Consider the following 18,118-nt stretch of genomic DNA (forward strand, 5'->3'; position numbering starts at 1 on the left):
TTATCGATTCCTCCTCCGCGGTGCTGAACCGCCGTTCCTATTGTTTCGGCCCGGGCGCTGGCGCGAACGCGACTGTCCGCCACGACCTTCGCCCCGAATCCTACTGCCCCGGCCTGAGCTTGACGACGACCAGGAGCCCTGTGACCGTCCAGTCCGCGGCGACCTCGCTGTAAAACCCCGCGTCCGTCCGTTGTCACTGCGAGGGGAATAATCCACTTCGCGGCCACGAACGCTGCCCGAGTTTCCGGAGCTGCCGGAGGTTCGGGAGCCACGCTGCGGGGCGGCACCTCGACCACTGCGGCTGCCTCCACTACGGCCGGGCCGATTGGGTCGGTCAGCTCGGCCACTGTAGGTTTCCCGCACCTGCGCCCCCTCGCCGCGTGGAGTACGCGCTCCACTGGTCACCACGGGAGGACCGAAGCGTTGCGGATCGCGATGGGCACGCACCTTCGGCGCGTGGCGACGCGATTCGTCATACGGGATTGGTTCCGGAATACCCAGGAACCTGTCCAGCCCCGGACGTCCCGAAGTCTGCATTGCAGAGACTGCCTCCGATTCGTGGCGGGCACATGTGGCCAGCAGACCCATCGAGAACAACGTCACCATCGCCGATGTACCACCGGCGGAAATCAGCGGCAGCTGCAGACCAGTCACTGGCAACGCACCAACGACGTAGCCGATGTTGATGAAAGCCTGCACCACGGTTGCAGCAGTAATCGTGCCCGCGAGCAGACGGAGAAACGGATCGTTCTGACGACCGGCGATACGAAGTCCCACCCAGCCGAGCGCTGCGTAGAGCAAAATAACCATCAGCGCGCCGAGGAAACCAGTCTCCTCACCGATAATGGCGAAAATGAAGTCATTCTTCGCCTCCGGTAGGTATCCCCACTTCGCGCTCGACTGACCGAGACCGACACCGGTGAGAGAGCCGTCGGCAAGCGAAAGAAAGCCTTGGTAGGACTGGTAGGCATCGCCCTGCACGTCGTTGAAGTTACCAACCAGCGAGTCCAAGTAGACCCTGATTCGCGCCGAACGGAAACCCGCGGTGACGGTAAAAATCACCAGGGCGAAAGCCGCAGCGGCAAGCAGCCCGGTGATGAATACGCGCGGCAGGCCAGCGAACCACGCCAACGCCACCACGACGAACGCCATGGAAGCAACCATGCCGAGGTCACGCTGCAGCATCACCAGTGCCAATACCACGAAGCTGACCGCACCGAACAGCCCGAACAAATCGGTATAGGACACAGCAGTGCGGACCTTTTCAGCCAGCAGCTTCGAACCCCACAGTGCCAGCGCGATCTTCGCGATTTCTGACGGCTGCATGGTGATACCACCAATACTCAGCCACGAACGCGCACCGGTTTCCTCCAGGCCGATGCCGATACCAGGGATAATCACCAAAACCAGCAGCACAAAGGACAAAATCAGCGCTGCTGTCGATAGCGAGCGAATCAATTCCACCCGCATTCGCAGCACGATCCACATGGAGATAAGACCCGCCACCACCATGACCAGCTGACGGATGAACACCGACCACACGCTGCCCGAGTCGTTACCCGCGCTGGCCATGGATGCCGACAGCACCATCACCAGGCCTATCGACGTCAGCAGCGCGACGATGATCATCAGTAGGTGGTAGTCGAACAGCGGACGCGACTTCCAGTCGTTGAAACGCTCCACCCACGCCGGCCGTTCTCGAGCACTAGAGCTTGACGACGAAGGCCGCTGTGAACTGGTAGCCTTCGTCCCCTTTTGTGCCGTCGCGGCGCTAGCGCTTAAATTACGAGCCTTGCGGGAGTTATCCATCAGTTGACGTCACCTTCTGCGCCCATTGCGCGAACAAGTCGCCACGTTCAGCCATACCGGAGTACATGTCCAAGCTGGCGGCAGCTGGTGCCAACAGCACCACATCCCCAGGGTTGGCATATTCACTAGCTGCCATACAGACCTTTGCCATGGCATCGACCTTATCGGTGTCATCAATGACAACGACCGGCACAGCAGGTGCGATGCGGGAGAGCGCATCGCTGACTAGTTGCCTATCGACGCCCAGAACCACGGCGGCCTGCAGGCGATGAGCATGCTTCGCCACTAGCGGAGAGATTTCCGCGCCCTTGAGCTGACCACCGACGATCCAAACGACACGCTCATGACCGGACAGTGCAGCGTCGGCAGCGTGGGGGTTGGTGGCCTTGGAGTCATCAATCCACACGACATCATTTGCCTTATGGACAATCTGACCGCGGTGTGCGCGAACTTCGAAAGTCTCCAATGCCGCTGCAATTTGCTCCGGTGAGGTACCGATACTGCGCGCCATCGCAGTGGCGGCCACCGCGTCGAGAACACCTGCCCGGCCGGGAGGAGAAATTCCCGCTACCGGTGCGATGACAATGCCCGGACCAGAGTCGTCAGCTGCGGCATCGCCGCCGCCAAAAGCGCGGTCGACAATCATGCCGTCGCGAACTCCGACCTGGTGTGCCTCCGGGGGACCATCGGTAAAGCCCACGACGGAGTTGCCGAGCTCGTCGTTTTTCAGCATCTTTTCCACGTGCTCGACGACATCTGCGTCATCCGCACCGTAGATTGCGACAGTACCGCGCAGCGCACGGGTCTTGTCCAGACCGTAGTTTTCGTAAGAACCGTGCCAGTCGATGTGGTCTTCCGCCAGGTTCAGCAGTACTCCCGCATCTGGGCGAATGTTTGGAGCCCAGTGCAGCTGGAAGCTGGACAGCTCTGCGGCCAAGACCTCGATACGAGGCTCAGCAGTCAGTGCGTCGTACAGAGCCACACCAATGTTGCCCACAGCTGCGCCCTGCTCCCCGAGCATGGCGGCCAGCATGGAGGTGGTTGTGGTCTTGCCGTTAGTGCCGGTGACTACCAGCCAGGTACGTTTCGGCCCCCACAGCTGGGCACAGTCGCCGGCGAAAGCCAGCGCCACATCGCCGAATACCGGGACACCGGCCTCAGCGGCGGCGCCGAACAGCGGACTGGTCGGACGCCACCCCGGCGAGGTCACAATCGCAACCGCGTCGGCAAGCTCGTCGCGAGCGTCTGCGGTCGTGACATGCCGAACCGAAAAGTCAGCGGCAACCAGTGCGCCGAGAGCGGAATCGTCCACGACGACAACTTCCGGACAGCCGATGTCCTTGAGCATCGCAATGGCACCGCGACCGGAAACTCCGGCTCCTGCCACCAGAACTCGACCAGAGCGCACCGTAGCGACTAAGTCGAGATTTCGGATATCGGTGAGGTTGGTCGGGTCTGGTGAGTTAATCATTGAAATACGCCTACCTGAGAGAGCCAGTCACTGTAGAAGATGGCTGCGCCAATCATGTTGAAAATGCCTGCGAGTAGCCAGAAGCGAACGACAACAGTTGTCTCCGCCCAACCTCCGTTTTCGAAGTGGTGATGGAGAGGAGCCATGCGGAATACGCGCTTGCCAGTCGTCTGGAAAACCGCGATCTGGATTGCCACGGAAGCAACTTCCATCACGAAGATGAAGCCAATGATAACCATCAGCAGCTCAGTCTTGGTGACAAATGACAGACCCGCTACCAAACCGCCAAGAGCCAGCGAACCGGTATCTCCCATGAAGATCTTTGCCGGCGCTGCATTCCACCACAGGAAGCCCAAACAGGCGCCCAGACCCGCGACGGAAATAACGGCGATATCCAGCGGATCGCGGACGTTGTAGCAACCGCTGCCCAGCGAAGCCTCGCAAGAGTTACGGAACTGCCAGAAGGAAATCAGCGTGTAGGTGGCCAGTAGCAGCGCGGTGGCGCCAGCGGCCAGGCCGTCAAGGCCATCAGTGAGATTGACGGCATTCGTCCATGCGGCAATGACGATGAAGACAAATACCAGGAAGACAATCATGCCGAACCACACAGGCCCCGGTGCCAGATTCAGGAACGGAATATCTCGAATCAGCGACAAGCTCGTCGAACCGGGAGTCAAGCCAGACGCATCCGGGAACTGCAGCAGCAGCACGCCGAAAATCAGCGCTGCCGCCAGCTGCCCAACCAGCTTCGCTGTCTTGTTCAGCCCCAGGTTGCGTCCTTTGTAGAGTTTGATGAAGTCATCGGCAAAACCCAATGCGCCCATCGCCAGAACCAGGAACATCACCAACAGACCGGAGGCGGACGGCCCCACGCCAGTCTGGATATACGTAACGAGGTGTGAGAGGAAATAACCAGCGACGATTGCGGCGATGATGGCGATGCCGCCCATAGTCGGAGTTCCCCGCTTGCGCAGGTGGCTCTTCGGCCCTTCTTCACGGATCTCCTGGCCAAGACCTTCAGCAGAGAATTTGCGAATAAGCACTGGTGTTAAAAAGACACTCACCAGAAATGCAATCGCACCACTGAGAATAAGTTGAATCACTTACTTTTCCTCTCCGCTTTCACCTTCGGGCGTAGTCCCAACCTTGGCAGCCAGCGAGTCCGCGACCCGCCACATACCGTCCGCATAGGAGGCCTTGACTAACACCACATCGTCCGGACGCACCTCGGCCGCCACCAAATCCGCGGCAGTGGATGTATCCGGCACCCTAGAAGTATTTAACCCCAACTCTTCCGCTTTGTCGGCCAGGGCATGCACATTAGAACTCTCTCCGACTGCAATTAGTCGATCGATGCCGCGGCCCACAAGGTACTCGCCAAGCGACGAGTGCTCATCTTCAGCGGAATCACCAAGCTCACCCATCTGTCCCAGCACGGCCCACGATGAGGCGTCCTGGTGCGTTGGGCCAGCTGCTGTACGTGCCAGAGCATCAATCCCCGCACGCATCGAATCAGGGTTGGCATTGTAGGAATCGTTAATAACGACGATGTTGCCAGTGAGCTGCTGGACATCCATGCGCCGCTCTGACGCTGCCACATGCGCGGCCATCGCCTTTGCGACCTGCTCAGCATCAATACCGGATTCCACTGCCACCGCAATCGCCGCCAGGGCATTGGCCACTTGGTGCGCACCATAGACCTGCAGTTGGATCGGGAATGTACGCCCGTCCGGTACATGCAGGTCAAAAGATGCACGAGCAAGATCGTCGAGCTGCACATTCGTGGCGCGGTAATCCGCGGTTGCGTGGCGTTCGGAGTTCTCATCTGCAGCGAAGAACACCACCTTCGCCTGGGTACGCGGAGCCATGCCAGTGACGTAGTCATCGTCGGCATTAAGTACGGCCACACCGCCCTGCTCCGCAGCCGGCAGCGCTTCCACGAGCTCGCCCTTAGCCTGCGCGATTGCCTCGCGCGAGCCAAACTCACCAAGGTGCGCCGTGCCAACATTGAGCACCGCACCAATAGTCGGTGGCGCAATGCGCGCCAGGTGGGCCACATGCCCAATTCCGCGTGCGCTCATCTCCGCAACCAGGTACTTCGTCTCCGAAGTGCACTGCAGCACCGTGTACGGATGTCCAATTTCGTTGTTAAACGACCCCTTCGGCGCCACCGTCGGACCGTCGGTACGCAGCAGCGTCGCCATCATGTCCTTCGTCGACGTCTTTCCCGCCGAACCCGTCACACCGACGACATGCAGCTGATCCTTCTTCAGCTCGTCGACGACGTAACGCGCCAACTTACCAAGCGCTTCCAGCACCGCCGCCCCGGAACCATCCGGATCGTGTGCAAATGCGTCGGCATTGGAGTCCTGCTTACCAAGGGGCTTGACGACGACCGCAGGTTGCCCAACATCTCGTGCCGCCAGTGCCATCGTCGCTCCAGCTGCCACAGCCTGATCGATGAAGTCGTGGCCGTCGACACGCGCGCCCGGTAGGGCGAGGAAGAGCGAGCCTTCGCGAATCTTTCGGGAATCGAATTCTGCGGGCTGAGTCACTGTGGCGTCATCATTGACGTGGGCGAGTTCACCTCCCACGATGTGAGCGATTTCCGCGGCGGTCAGGGCAATCATGATGTCTATAGTCCTTGTTGGTTAGAGTTCCAGGCGCCTAGTAAAGGATGATTTCTTGATTCTATTCGCTTACCGCGAATGGTTCGCGGTAGGCATGTCAGGTGGTGCGCTTCCTCAGCGATTTCAGCAATCTCAATCAGCGGATCCCTCCAGTCGCTGTGTGAGTGCTTCGGCCAGCTGCTCACGGTCATCGAACGGGTGAATCACGCCACCGATATCCTGGCCGGTTTCGTGTCCCTTGCCTGCCACCACGATGCTGTCGCCGCTGTGGGCAAGTTCGACGACACGGCGAATTGCCTGGCCGCGATCGCCGATTTCCTCAACAACCGTGTCAGAACTGGCCTTGCTGCTGGCAACCGCTTCCTTCGCACCGGCGACCACGGCCGCACGGATTTCAGAGGGCACCTCGGAGCGTGGATTGTCATCGGTGATGATGACGACATCGGCACCGCATGCAGCCTCAGCTCCCATAATTGGACGCTTGGCACTATCGCGGTCGCCACCGGCGCCGACGACAACCAGCACGCGACCTTCGGTCTGTGCACGCAAGGTGGCCAACACTTCAGCTACTGCGGCTGGCTTGTGGGCATAGTCCACCACAGCCAGGAAGTCCTGTCCGCGATCGATGCGCTCCATGCGGCCTGGCACACGCACCTGTGCCAGACCGCTCTTGGCCGCGTCATTGGCATGCCCAATCGCATCGAGCACAGCCCATGCGACTGCGGCATTGGCAACGTTGAAAGCACCCGGCAGAGGAACTTCCACCTCAACTGTGTCAGTGTTGTTTCGCGTTAGCTCCACATGCTGGACACCGTTAGTGGCGACAGTGGCTGCAGCGGCGTGCCATTCTGCAAAGACCTCGGCAGCTGGCGTCTTGTCGGTTACGCGATGCTGAGTATGGACAGTGGTGACTTGGACATCCGGGTCGCCGGCAGCGATATCTGCCATGCGGACACCCCAGTCGTCGTCGATGCACACGACAGCCTTCGGTGCATGTGTCGGACCTTCAGGATCAAAGAGCTTGGCCTTGGCTTGGAAATACTCTTCCAAGGTCTTGTGGAAGTCCAGGTGATCCTGCGAGAGGTTGAGGAAACAGCCGACGTCGAAACTGACTCCGTCTACACGTCCCAACGACAGTGCGTGGGAAGAAACCTCCATGACAACGTGCGTCACACCCTCGGAGAGCATCTGGTGGAACAGGCGCTGGAGGGCTGGAGCCTCTGGGGTAGTCAGGCTCGACGGAACGGCACGGCCATTGATGCGCGTGCCGGTAGTACCAATGATGCCTGTCGAGCATCCAGCTGCCAGGAGCGCGCCCTCCAGCATGTAGGTCGTGGTGGTCTTGCCAGAGGTGCCGGTAACCCCAATGATGGTCAGTGAATCCGAGGGGTGATCGTAGATTTCTGCAGCAACGTGCCCCATGACGGCCCGGACATCGTCGACAACCAGGACTGGTCGAGTCTCCCCTGCTTCCCGCAGGATTTTCAGACCTTCCTCATCAGTCAGGATCGCTGTAGCAGCCGACTGCTGCGCGTAGCGCGCACCATGCGTGCGAGTACCTGGGACGGCAGCAAACATTCCGCCTTCAGGCACTTCGGCAGCGTTGAGTTCGATTGCGGCGATATCCGCTCCTGCCGCCGCGGATTCGGTAATGCCGTCAAGTCGGCCATGCGCGAGGTTACACAATTTCGCAAGGGTGGCGGTCATTGGCTGTTCCCTCTTTCAAGTCAGTCGTTGGTGTACAACAGGTTGGAAAAATTCAAGAGATTCACTTTGCAGAAACCAAAGTAATAAAAGTCTGTGTATTAGTGCTGTCGCGGTAACTTCATTGTGGTGGTGACCTCGTTACGGCTGCAGCAACAACTTGCCCTCGCGGGGTGGCGACGGCGGTACGTTGTAGCGGTTAAGCGCCCAAGCGGCGATGTCCTTAAACAGTGGGGCTGCTGACTGACCGCCGTCACCATGGACACCACGCTGGGGTTCGTCAAGCATAATGCCAATGACAAAACGGGGATCGTCGGCAGGCGCGATGCCTGCAAACGTGATGTGGTACTTGGAATTCGAGTACGCGCCGGTGTCGGGGTCAAACTTCTGCGCCGTACCTGTCTTGCCTGTGAGCGAGTATCCCTCAATACTATTGCCGGCCGCGGTACCCGACTGCTGCCCCGTGGGATCAGACTGCATAACGCCTTCAAACATAGCGCGCACAGTTTGGGCGGTCTCCGGGCTAACCACACGCACTGTTTCCGGGCGCTCTGTTGCCGTCTTCGTGCCGTCCGGGGAAATTGTCGAACGAATCATACGCGGCGGGATGCGCTCGCCATCGTTGGCGATTGCCTGGAAAACTCCTGTCATCTGCAGCAGTGTCATGGCCATACCCTGACCAATGGGCAGGTTCGCAAATGTACCGCCGGACCACTGCGGACGCTGTGGCACAAAGCCGGACGATTCACTGGGCAACTCGATACCCGTGGACTGCCCCAGCCCGAAGAGATGCAGCATCTCAGCGAAGCGGTCCTGACCCAAACGCTCTGCCAGCATTAGGGTGCCGACATTGGAGGACTTGCCGAATACACCGGTCGTCGTGAAAGCTTCCGTGCCGTGCTCCCATGCATCGCGCACGGTGACACCCGCCATATCAATCGTGCCCGGGACCTGCAGAACCTCATCCGGTGTGGTCTTGCCATCTTCGATAGCGGCCGCGGCGGTAATGATCTTTGCTACAGAGCCCGGCTCAAATGGGTTCGATACAGCGGAGTTTCCGATAGTGCGCCCCTCTTCGAGCTCGGCCCCCATATCCTTATTCGGGTTAGCCGTGTCCGCCTGCGCCATTGCAAGCACTTCGCCGGTCTTCGCGTCGAGCACGACTGCCGACGCATCCTTCGCTCCCGAGTTGGCCTTCGCCTGGTTGACCTGCTGCTGGACAAAGTACTGCATGTCGAGGTCCAGGGTCAGCTCGTAAGTCGTACCGTCCACAGCTGCGTGGACATCGCGCGTGGATCCCGGGATTGCCACACCGTTAGAGGCGATATCAATGGTCTTGCCACCGTTAATACCCTGCAAAGTGGCATCACGAGAGGCTTCAAAGCCGAACTGGCCGACGCCCTCCATGCCAATCTTGCCGATGACGTTAGCCGCCGTCGCCCCATTCGGGTACTGGCGAATATCCTGACGCTCCGCCACCAGTTCCGGATACTTTTCCACGATGGCAGCGGCCTTGTCCGGGTCGACATTACGCACGAGCACCTCATAGGTGCTGTCCTCATTGCGCAGCTTCTCCAGAATGTCCTTCGAGCTCACCCGGGACGGCGCGCTCATCACCGAGTTCTCCTCGGTTTCGGGTTCCGCTTGACGACGGCGACTGCTTCCCGACTTCTCCGCGTCGATGTCGGCCACGTCGAGTAGCTTCGGCAAATCCTTGGCGATCTGCTCGAGGCGTTCATCGTAGGTAGCGACATCATCCGGGCGCTGCTTATGGGCGTCCCCAATCCACTTGCGCAAAGTGTTCGGGTGAACGGTAATACTGCGTGCCTCCATAGTGAAGGCAAGCTGAGCTCCGTTACGATCGAGAATCGCACCGCGCCGAGCTGCATCAACAACTTCCACCGTGCGCTGATTCTGCGCCGCCGCCGACAGGTCAGGACCTGCGACGAGCTGCACCCAAGCCAAACGGGAGACCAGCACTACAACTGCGATAGCGCCTATAAACTGCAGCCAGTTGCGACGTCGGATGAAGTCCTTATTACTAATGCGCATTTTTTCGCGCGGGGGCACGCTTCGGTTGGTTTTAGCATCGAGCCCCCGGCTGCGCTGACCATCCCGAACGCGACTTTGGCCTCTGCGCTCACGGGATGTAATTCGGTAAGCACGTTCGCCGAAGTCATACCCCCCTCCACGGTTGGGGTAGTCGTCTTCAGATCGAATCATGCGCTAGTGCTTTCTACTAAGTCGATTCTCCCGCGCGCGATAACGTTAGGCGGTATTCCCTGCCATCGCGAGTACTGAATTAATTAGTCTACAGTCGACTGACCAGAAACAGTGGAACCGCCAGAATATCGGACAGTTGGCCAGTTTGGCCCAGTTTGTTTTCTAAGTTCCTACGGTGCTGGAGCTGGCTCGGGTGCCGGAGCTTCCGGTGCTTCCGGCGCCGCGGCTGGCGCTTCTGGGGCTGGCGCTGGCGCTTCAGCCTCAGGCGCGGGTGCCGGAGCCGGCGCAGGTGCTGGTGCGGGCTCATGGTTCTGCGGCGCATACGGAGCGGTTGCCGGCAACCCGTTCGGACGTGGGTGCGCTTCCTCAATGGCCGGTGCCTGCATCCCCGGAACATTCTCGGTGTCCTTCGGGTTCGACGACGGCGCATGCGGAATATTCGGCGACTCGTTATTGAGGTCGACAATCTTCTGCTGCTTCTCATCGCCCGGTCGCACTTCCACGACCTTGCCTTCCGGATCGGTCGTCAAAACGGCAGGCTGCTCCGGATTGACCATGCCCTCTTCCACAGCACGCTGCGCGATAGCACCGGTTGACTTCATGTAAGCAACATCCCGCTCGAGCACCTCCAGCTGGTTACGCAGCTCCTTTTCCTTGGTCTGCGCAGCATCCAGCTGCAAGGATGTCGAGGTCGAAATACCCGACAGCCACATCGCCGCCACGATTCCGGCAACGACGAGAATGATCATCACGGCCGCACCGGCAAACTTGTGGTTATCCCTCGAGGACGTCGTAACGCGACGCCCACGCACCGAGATGACCTGCTGAGAACCTGTGCGCCCAAACCGCCGGCGCTGATAAAGATCCTGTTTCGTGCGGGCGCTGCGACCGCGCTGACGAGTCTTCGTCTTGGCACCGGCGACGGTTGCAGATGCGCCGCGGGAGGTGCGCCGGGTGGGGGCGTGCTCCGTGATTGTCGTTGCCATGCTCGAAAGTTCTCCCAGTACTTAGATCGTTAAGGGTGCGTTTGGTGCGGTTGAAAGGTTTGGGTCAATCGGCTCGAATCCGCTCGATACAGCGAACTCTCACCGGTGCGGCTCGGGGGTTGTCTTCGATCTCGCTTGCCGACGCCTTCTCCGCACCTCTCGTGATGAGAGCAAAGTGCGGTTCATGCCCCGGAAGCTCCATCGGGAGCCCCGGTGGGGTTGTCGACTTCACGCGCTCCGCAAAGTCCTTCTTGACGATGCGGTCTTCCAGACTCTGGTAGCTCATGAACACTGCACGCCCATCGACTGCGAGTGCATTGCAGACCTGTGGCAGTACATTTTCCAGAGCTTCAAGCTCACGATTTACCTCGATACGAAGAGCCTGAAACGTACGCTTGGCCGGGTGTCCGCCCTTGCGGCGAGATGCCGCCGGAATGGTTTCGTAGAGCAGCTCGACCAGACGACCGGAGGTCGTAAACGGTTCCTTCTCCCGCTCACGCAGGACTGCCGAGGCGATCTTGCCGGCGAAGCGCTCGTCGCCGTAAGTCGATAGGATGCGCGCGATATCACCGTGCGAATAGGTATTGAGCACATCCGCTGCGGTAATCCCCTGGCTTGCATCCATGCGCATGTCCAGCGGGGCGTCGACTCGGTAGGCGAATCCACGATTGACTTGGTCAAGCTGCATCGAGGAAACACCGAGATCGAAAAGCGCACCTGCAATGCCCTTCTCAGCGGCGCGGGCGAGAATGTCCTCCGCGCCACTTCCACCCGCGGCTGCAGAAATTTCACCACTGAGCACCTCGGCGAGCGAATCGAAACGCACACGGAACCCTACAAAGCGATCACCGAAGCGCGCGAGACGTTCTTCTGCCCCTCGCAATGCATTGTCATCGCGATCGAGTCCAACAACGCAGAGCTTCGGGAACTGCTCCAACAGGTATTCCGTGTGTCCACCGGCACCAAGAGTGCCGTCGACAACTACTGCGTCGTCACCCAGTGCCTCGATGCCCGGGCGCAACAAATCAGTTACTCGATGAAGCAAAACGGGGACATGACCAAACTCGCCGGACTTGCGATCATCCGCAGGTGCCGATCCGTTCATTTCCCCTCCTCACCGGGTATGTTCGCACTGGTCAGAGAATCTATCGAGTGTATTCCCGGTTTGCTTAACGACGAGTGCCGCGCCAGCAACCAGACCGCACCTCATGAGCACTACTGGGAATGCTGCTATCGGTGCTTAAAACAAAAAGCGGGGATGTTCACAGGGCCCCGCCTGACAGAACCTGGTATCGGGGAAGTACACCAGGGGCTATCAGGCAGAGTCCATGCGGACATTCCCTCTTTTCGGTTATTCCAAGCGGTTTATAAAACGCCGAACAGCGAGTCATCCTCACCTTCGGAGAAATCAGCTTCATGCTCCGCCTGGTAGGCCTCCCAGGACTCTTTGTCCCAGATCTCCAGAAAGTCAATAGAGCCGATAACCACGCACTCCTTGGAGAGATTCGCGTACCGACGGTGATCCATCGATAACGTGATTCGCCCCGAGCCATCAGGACGCTGCTCATCGGTGCTCGCCGCAAGATTTCGGATGAAAGCTCGCGCCTTGGCATTCGTACGAGAGGCCTTAGTAGCCCGCTGAGCTAATTTGACGAACTCCTCTTTCGGATACACCGCCAGAGAATGATCCTGCCCTTTAGTGACCATCAGGCCACCTGCGAGATCCTCACGGAACTTCGCTGGCAACGTCAGGCGCCCTTTGTCATCAAGCTTCGGCGTATAGGTGCCCAGAAACATGCGTCACTGGCCTCCTATCCCCGTGTCAACCTCAATGTCAACGCACAAACGCTTACCGAATTCAGGGATTTAGGCGTTGCCTTCAAGCAGAGCCGGAGGGCTGTGCTTTACCGCAGTGCCAAAATCTCGCCAAACTTTAAGCGCAAATCGGATATTCACTTCTGCAATGTTGACCAACCTCAATCAACATCACGCCCCACTTTACCCCACTATCTGCCACTATCAACACAAGAAGAAGAAAAATAGTCACAGAATCAGCGCAACCCCGCCGCCAGGACATCCACTTTAACCCAATTGACCTGGACTTTTAAAGAATCACCTCGACAATTAAAGCGCGAATAAAAAGTGGGGCACCCACCCGCAACCACGCCGATAACGACGCCACACCAACCACATTGTTAACAGAAAGCAGTTTACGCCCCACTACCCACCACTTACCTGCTAAAAACCATCCAGATTCAACCTGATCGCCAGAATTAGCGCGTTGACCTGCAATTTTGTGTCGCCAGAGCCAAACTTTTCAGAAATACCAACAACGACCGCAGATAAGAATTCCCTCACCCCAATAGCTAAGTGGGGGAAAGTGGGGACTCGGGGTGGGGCAAAGTGGGTGAGATCTTGTGGAGACGATTCACGTCTAGAAAAACAAAAAAGTGAGGGCAAGCCATCGCTGGCTTGCCCTCACTTGTTAATTCTTGAGGCTTATCCCCTAACGCCCCTCGAAGCGGCCACGGAAACGCGATTCCAACGTGGAATCACCAGAGGAGCCACGGCTACCCGAGGTCCCTCGACGACTCTTTGCCGCCCCGGACTTAGACTTTCCAAAGCTCAGCCCCGAAGCAGAACTAGCCTTCTCCTGCTTACCGGCGCCGGTCAGAGCCCAAACGCCGGAACCGAACATAAGGCCAAAGCCGGCAACCGATAACACAATGAACCAATTGCTCACAGAGAAAAGAGCGACGCCGCCAATCAACATCAGCAGACCGAGGAGCATGAGCGCAAAAACCTGGATGGAAAACCCACGAGGTGCGCTGTTTTCCTCCGGAAAGCTGAACGCATTTCCGGCCATCGTCGAACTAAATTTAGGATCCTCAGCGTAGAGTGCAGACTCGATTTCGTCGAGCATCCGCTGTTCGTGCTCAGATAGTCCCACAATTCCTCCATCGCCTACTTGAGCATTGCCCACCGCGATACTGGCGAGCCTTGACCCTCAACCAACAATGCCGATACAGCAAAGTTAATCACAGGCCACCTGCTGCTAACGCGGCGTCCGTTAGCTTCATTCTTACCCCTTCAACGGGCGACTCACCTCTATTGTTCCATGAATCCGAACAATCCCCCATTTATTTAGGAAAGCAACGCTTTAGCACGCCCCCCCCACCGGCTTATGCAGCCGCGGGCAGAATACCCAGCTCAGTCCGAACAGCCCCCAAGAATGCACAACTTAAATCCCACAGCTCCTGCGCCCGCTGCGAGTCAATGCGACGCGAAATACCCAACCGGACTTCCTCACGCAGTGCGGTGAACTGCTCGAACTTGGTGACCCAGCTATCAAATTCAGGCTGCTCTTTTTTCAAACGCAACCAGGCACTCTGTGTTGCCGAACGACGACGCTTAACTGCCGAGCCCGAACGAGCGCCCGAGCCAGAACCCCCAGCCACCGACGCATCGTCGCGATTCAACAGCGCGCCTGCGCAACGCAGCGCCGCACAGTAGGAAAGCTCCAACATCTCATCAGAGCTGGCATTCCGAGCATTCGCTAGCAGAGCCTCTGCCCGCCCCAGCAGCTCCAGCGATTGCCTTGAGACACCGACCGGGGCGACCGAACCCGACTGCGAAATCGCCCTAAACTCCACCACGTTCGACCTTGCCACCACCCTGCTTCTCCTTTCACACAGCATTCACATGAGCACGGATTTTCCGCTTCTCCTTAGCGGGATTGACTGCAATCTATCCCCAAGCCCGGACTACGCCATGCACACTTTCGCACACCTGTTCGACTCAATGTTATTGCAGTAATCTCACAACTAAGTTCGTCCAAGTCGCTAATCTGGTCACTGTGAAATACAGCGTGGTTCCGATGACAGCAGGAGACTTCAATCTCCGCCTGCAAGAAGCAGTGGCTCTCTACATCACCGCGATGCAGTACAACCCCGCGATCTTGCCCGGTCGTCTCCACGAATGGCAGAAGCAAACCACTCAACCCGGCTTCATGGCTGCTGCAGCCATAGCTCACCCCAAAGAGCTCTCCCCTGCCCAGGCTCTCCGCGACCCGCGCTGCAGGTTGGTTGGCATCGGCTACTGCCGTACCGGATTGGACACGCACTGGTGGTATCGCCAGGTAAGAGATGGACTGCTCATGGACGGGCGCTCGCTACCGGACGTCGTCAAGCTCTTGGGCAACTACGCCGAACTGTCTGAGATTCACATTCACCCCAGCTTTCAGGGGCGGGGACTCGGTAAACGGCTGCTCCGTGAGTTGGTCGATTCCCGCCCAGAGAGGCGAGTTCTGTTGTCAACCCCGGAATACCCAAATGAGGCCAATAGGGCATGGCAGCTCTACCGCCAATTTGGTTTCAAAGATGTTTTAAGGAACTTTTATTTCACAGGGGACTCTCGTCCCTTCGCAGTTCTAGGAGTAGATCTTCCCCGTGACATCATCACCGAGTGAACCTTCCACACCACGTCGACGGCTTTCGCCTCTGCGCATTGCCACAGCAATGGCCGGAATTGCCGCCATCTTGCCGCTCAGCGGCTGCTTTGACGCGCAGGCTGGCATTACCATTTCCGGCGACGACAGAGTCTCGGGCACAATTCACGTAACGCCCACGGAGGAAGTCCGTTCCCAATTTGAGCAGTGGCAAGTACCGGAAGATCTCTCCGACCGCGTCTCGCAGGGAGTAATCGACTCCTCCACAGGAAAGATGGAAGTCTCGTTCAACGAGCTGCACTTCATTGAACTCACCGATACGCTCCGACAGCTTTCCGACGATCGCGTAGACATCGACCTAGACCGTACCGGTGGCGGCAAGATTTCGATGAACGGCCACATGGATTTGACTCACCTGCCCGGCGCGAAGGTTGATTTCGTCGTCGCGTTCCCGGAGCAGGTTACTGACTCCAATGGCCGCCAGACCGAACCGAACAAGGTGGAATGGCAGCTCGCCAGTGGCGAGAACCATAATGTATGGGCTTCGTCGCCGGCTGGATCCACCAAGCGGAATCAATTCCTATTATTTGCCGGTGTGACCACAGCCGCCGGTGTCCTAGCCTCAGTGCTAGGTGTCCTGTGGGCGCGAAGAGTTCGCGACATGCAGGACTTTTAGCAGTTAAAAACCGCCGCGCAGCATATCCTGGCCGGTGCCCCATTCGGGCGCCATGCCGAGGTTGTGCAAAACTTCCTGGGAGGCGCGAGCGAAGTTCATAGTCATAAAGTGCAGCCCCGGCACGCCTTCGGCGATGAGCCGCTCTGCCATGTTGGTCGAAAACTCGATACCAATCTTGCGAATCTCATCTTTATTGGCCTGCTCGTCACCATCTGCTGCCTTAATCAGGCGTTCCTCCAAATCGGATGGCAACTGTGCCCCGGAGAGCTCAACCTGCCTGCGCACTGAGCGCAGCGATGTAATCGGCATCAGCCCCGGAATGATGGGCTTGGCACCGTGCACTGGGTCGGCTTCCACCAGGCGGTCTCGAAGGCGTAAGTAGTGCTCAATATCGAAGAACATCTGCGTAATCGAGTATTCGGCTCCCGCGCGCAGCTTGGCCAGCGTGTACTGCGTGTCATGGTCCAAATCCGGCGAGCGGTAGTGTCCCTCCGGGAACGACGCAATGCCGATTTCAAATTTCTCGAACTCCGGCTCGGCCTTAATCAGCTCAATCAATTCGCTGGCGTAGTGCAGACCGCCCTCGGTCTCCACCCAAGGGCCAAGCGGGTCTCCCGGTGGGTCACCACGCAGAACGAGCAGATTCGTCAGCCCCGCGCTGAGATAAGAGCGCAGGATTTCCCGCAGCTCGTCGACAGTGTGCTCTACCAATGTCAGGTGCACAAGCGTTGTAAGCGGCTGCCTCGAAACGCGCTGGGCGATTCGCAGGGTGCGGTCGCGGCTAGAACCACCGGCGCCGTAGGTCACGGATGCAAAGGAGGCACCAAGATCATGGAAAGCCTCAGCTGCTCGGAGAAGACGTTCCTCGGCCGCGTCGTCACGCGGGGGCATGAACTCGACCGAGAAGGGAATACTGCCCGCGCTCGGCATTGAAAGCGCCTGGCGGATCGTCACTTGGCGACCTGGCGACAGTGGCATTGTTGAGGACATAGTCACTCATACTAAGCGGTGTCCTATTCTTGAGTCAGCATTACCCGTCATCGACGAGAGGCTCACATGAGCGAAGAACTGGATTTGGCCGCGCTACAGCCCCGCGAAGTACCAGCTACTGTTACCAAAACGCTGGAGAATTACCTCAAAAACCGTGGCGACGATGTCGCGTCGGTCGATGCGGTATACACCGAGGCCATAGATTCGCTCCATTCCTTCGTCCTCAATGGGGGCAAGCGCGTGCGTCCAGCCTTCGCCTGGCAGGGGTGGTTGGGAGCAGGCGGCCTCGAAGGCCGTTTCTCCCCAGCCGAGGATTCCCAGGCTGTGATGAACGCGGTGAGTGCCCTGGAACTCATTCAAGCCTGCGCACTCATTCATGACGACATCATCGATGACGCTGATACGCGCCGTGGCGCACCGACCATCCACAAGGTATTCGAGGCCAAGCACGAGGCCCATAGCTGGAATGGAGCCGCCGACCGCTTCGGCATTTCCGCCGCGATTCTCATTGGCGATGTCGCCCTGACCTGGGCTGATGACATGATGCACTCTTCAGGCCTCAGCTCGGAAGCGCTAACCCGCGCACTTGTCCCCTGGCGGGCGATGCGCACTGAAGTACTTGGCGGCCAACTGCTCGATATCACGGCCGAAGCCAGCCGGGACAGTCGCGTCGAGACCGCTGAGAAAATCAATCTGTTCAAGACCGCCGCCTACACCATCGAGCGGCCGCTCCACATTGGTGCTGCGATTGCCGGCGCCCCAGCGGAATTGGTTGAGGCCTACCGCAGCTTCGGCCGCGATATCGGTGTGGCATTCCAGCTCCGCGACGATCAGCTGGGTGTTTTCGGCGATCCCGAAGTCACGGGCAAGCCTGCCGGCGATGACCTCCGCGAGGGCAAGCGGACCGTACTGGTCGGCCAGGCTTTAAGCCTCTACCTCGATTCCGCACCTGAAAAGGCCCGCTTTATCGATGAACGCCTGGGAGCGGTCTCGTCTGCTGCAGATATTGATGAGCTACGAAATCTCATCGCTGATTCCGGCGCTGCCGATGCCGTCGAACGTGAAATTGACCGCCTGACCAGCCGCGCTTTCTCCACTATCGAGAATGCCGACCTGCCTGCAACGTCGCGCGAGAACCTCATTGCTATGGGCGTTCGCGCCACCGCTCGTCAGCATTAGACC

The 18,118-nt window shown here is 58.7% G+C and carries 15 protein-coding genes; 3 read left to right on the top strand and 12 right to left on the bottom strand.

What is annotated here, in order from left to right; genetic code table 11:
* The 11 genes from ftsW to HMPREF1206_RS09025 form a co-directional block, all read right to left on the bottom strand.
* Positions 1 to 1,809 carry a putative lipid II flippase FtsW gene (gene ftsW, locus HMPREF1206_RS08975; protein WP_016423000.1) on the bottom strand — a complete coding sequence of 603 codons (1,809 nt, stop codon included), beginning with the start codon at positions 1,807 to 1,809 and terminating at the stop codon, positions 1 to 3.
* On the bottom strand, positions 1,802 to 3,280 hold the full coding sequence (gene murD, locus HMPREF1206_RS08980) for a UDP-N-acetylmuramoyl-L-alanine--D-glutamate ligase (RefSeq protein WP_016423001.1): 1,479 nt from the start codon (positions 3,278 to 3,280) through the stop codon (positions 1,802 to 1,804). Before murD ends, ftsW begins: the two co-directional genes overlap by 8 nt.
* Positions 3,277 to 4,383, bottom strand: a complete 1,107-nt coding sequence (gene mraY, locus HMPREF1206_RS08985; RefSeq protein ID WP_016423002.1) for a phospho-N-acetylmuramoyl-pentapeptide-transferase — start codon at positions 4,381 to 4,383, stop codon at positions 3,277 to 3,279. The genes murD and mraY overlap by 4 nt, the downstream gene beginning before the upstream one ends.
* Positions 4,384 to 5,910, bottom strand: coding sequence for a UDP-N-acetylmuramoyl-tripeptide--D-alanyl-D-alanine ligase (gene murF, locus HMPREF1206_RS08990; protein ID WP_016423003.1), 1,527 nt, complete (start codon positions 5,908 to 5,910; stop codon positions 4,384 to 4,386).
* Positions 5,911 to 6,042: 132 nt separating this feature from the next.
* Positions 6,043 to 7,617: a UDP-N-acetylmuramoyl-L-alanyl-D-glutamate--2,6-diaminopimelate ligase gene (locus tag HMPREF1206_RS08995; RefSeq protein ID WP_016423004.1), complete on the bottom strand. Its 1,575-nt coding sequence runs from the start codon at positions 7,615 to 7,617 to the stop codon at positions 6,043 to 6,045.
* A 138-nt stretch (positions 7,618 to 7,755) separates the two neighbouring features.
* Positions 7,756 to 9,666: a penicillin-binding protein 2 gene (locus HMPREF1206_RS09000; protein ID WP_042388777.1), complete on the bottom strand. Its 1,911-nt coding sequence runs from the start codon at positions 9,664 to 9,666 to the stop codon at positions 7,756 to 7,758.
* A 341-nt stretch (positions 9,667 to 10,007) separates the two neighbouring features.
* On the bottom strand, positions 10,008 to 10,823 hold the full coding sequence (locus tag HMPREF1206_RS09005; RefSeq protein WP_016423006.1) for a hypothetical protein: 816 nt from the start codon (positions 10,821 to 10,823) through the stop codon (positions 10,008 to 10,010).
* Positions 10,824 to 10,887: 64 nt separating this feature from the next.
* Positions 10,888 to 11,928 (bottom strand): 16S rRNA (cytosine(1402)-N(4))-methyltransferase RsmH, encoded by a 1,041-nt coding sequence (rsmH, locus tag HMPREF1206_RS09010; RefSeq protein WP_016423007.1) that lies wholly within the window; start codon positions 11,926 to 11,928, stop codon positions 10,888 to 10,890.
* A 260-nt stretch (positions 11,929 to 12,188) separates the two neighbouring features.
* The gene (gene mraZ / locus HMPREF1206_RS09015) at positions 12,189 to 12,620 is read right to left on the bottom strand and encodes a division/cell wall cluster transcriptional repressor MraZ (RefSeq protein WP_005510286.1); all 432 of its coding nucleotides are present in this window, start codon (positions 12,618 to 12,620) and stop codon (positions 12,189 to 12,191) included.
* Positions 12,621 to 13,329: 709 nt separating this feature from the next.
* Positions 13,330 to 13,773, bottom strand: coding sequence for a DUF3040 domain-containing protein (locus HMPREF1206_RS09020; RefSeq protein ID WP_016423008.1), 444 nt, complete (start codon positions 13,771 to 13,773; stop codon positions 13,330 to 13,332).
* Positions 13,774 to 14,005: 232 nt separating this feature from the next.
* Positions 14,006 to 14,494, bottom strand: coding sequence for an SAV_6107 family HEPN domain-containing protein (locus HMPREF1206_RS09025; RefSeq protein WP_016423009.1), 489 nt, complete (start codon positions 14,492 to 14,494; stop codon positions 14,006 to 14,008).
* 206 nt (positions 14,495 to 14,700) lie between these two features.
* Between HMPREF1206_RS09025 and HMPREF1206_RS09030 the strand changes: the two genes are divergently transcribed.
* Positions 14,701 to 15,291, top strand: a complete 591-nt coding sequence (locus HMPREF1206_RS09030) for a GNAT family N-acetyltransferase (RefSeq protein WP_016423010.1) — start codon at positions 14,701 to 14,703, stop codon at positions 15,289 to 15,291.
* Positions 15,272 to 15,946, top strand: a complete 675-nt coding sequence (locus HMPREF1206_RS09035) for a DUF3153 domain-containing protein (RefSeq protein WP_016423011.1) — start codon at positions 15,272 to 15,274, stop codon at positions 15,944 to 15,946. The genes HMPREF1206_RS09030 and HMPREF1206_RS09035 overlap by 20 nt, the downstream gene beginning before the upstream one ends.
* A 3-nt stretch (positions 15,947 to 15,949) precedes the next feature.
* Here the strand turns inward: HMPREF1206_RS09035 and metF are convergent, their stop codons facing one another.
* Entirely contained in the window at positions 15,950 to 16,936 is a 987-nt protein-coding gene (gene metF, locus HMPREF1206_RS09040; protein WP_016423012.1) for a methylenetetrahydrofolate reductase [NAD(P)H], read from the bottom strand.
* Positions 16,937 to 17,002: 66 nt separating this feature from the next.
* Between metF and HMPREF1206_RS09045 the strand changes: the two genes are divergently transcribed.
* Positions 17,003 to 18,115 carry a polyprenyl synthetase family protein gene (locus tag HMPREF1206_RS09045; RefSeq protein WP_016423013.1) on the top strand — a complete coding sequence of 371 codons (1,113 nt, stop codon included), beginning with the start codon at positions 17,003 to 17,005 and terminating at the stop codon, positions 18,113 to 18,115.
* The last annotated feature ends 3 nt before the right edge of the window (positions 18,116 to 18,118 follow it).

It is taken from the genome of Corynebacterium sp. HFH0082, assembly GCF_000411235.1.
GTDB lineage: Bacteria > Actinomycetota > Actinomycetes > Mycobacteriales > Mycobacteriaceae > Corynebacterium > Corynebacterium jeikeium_D.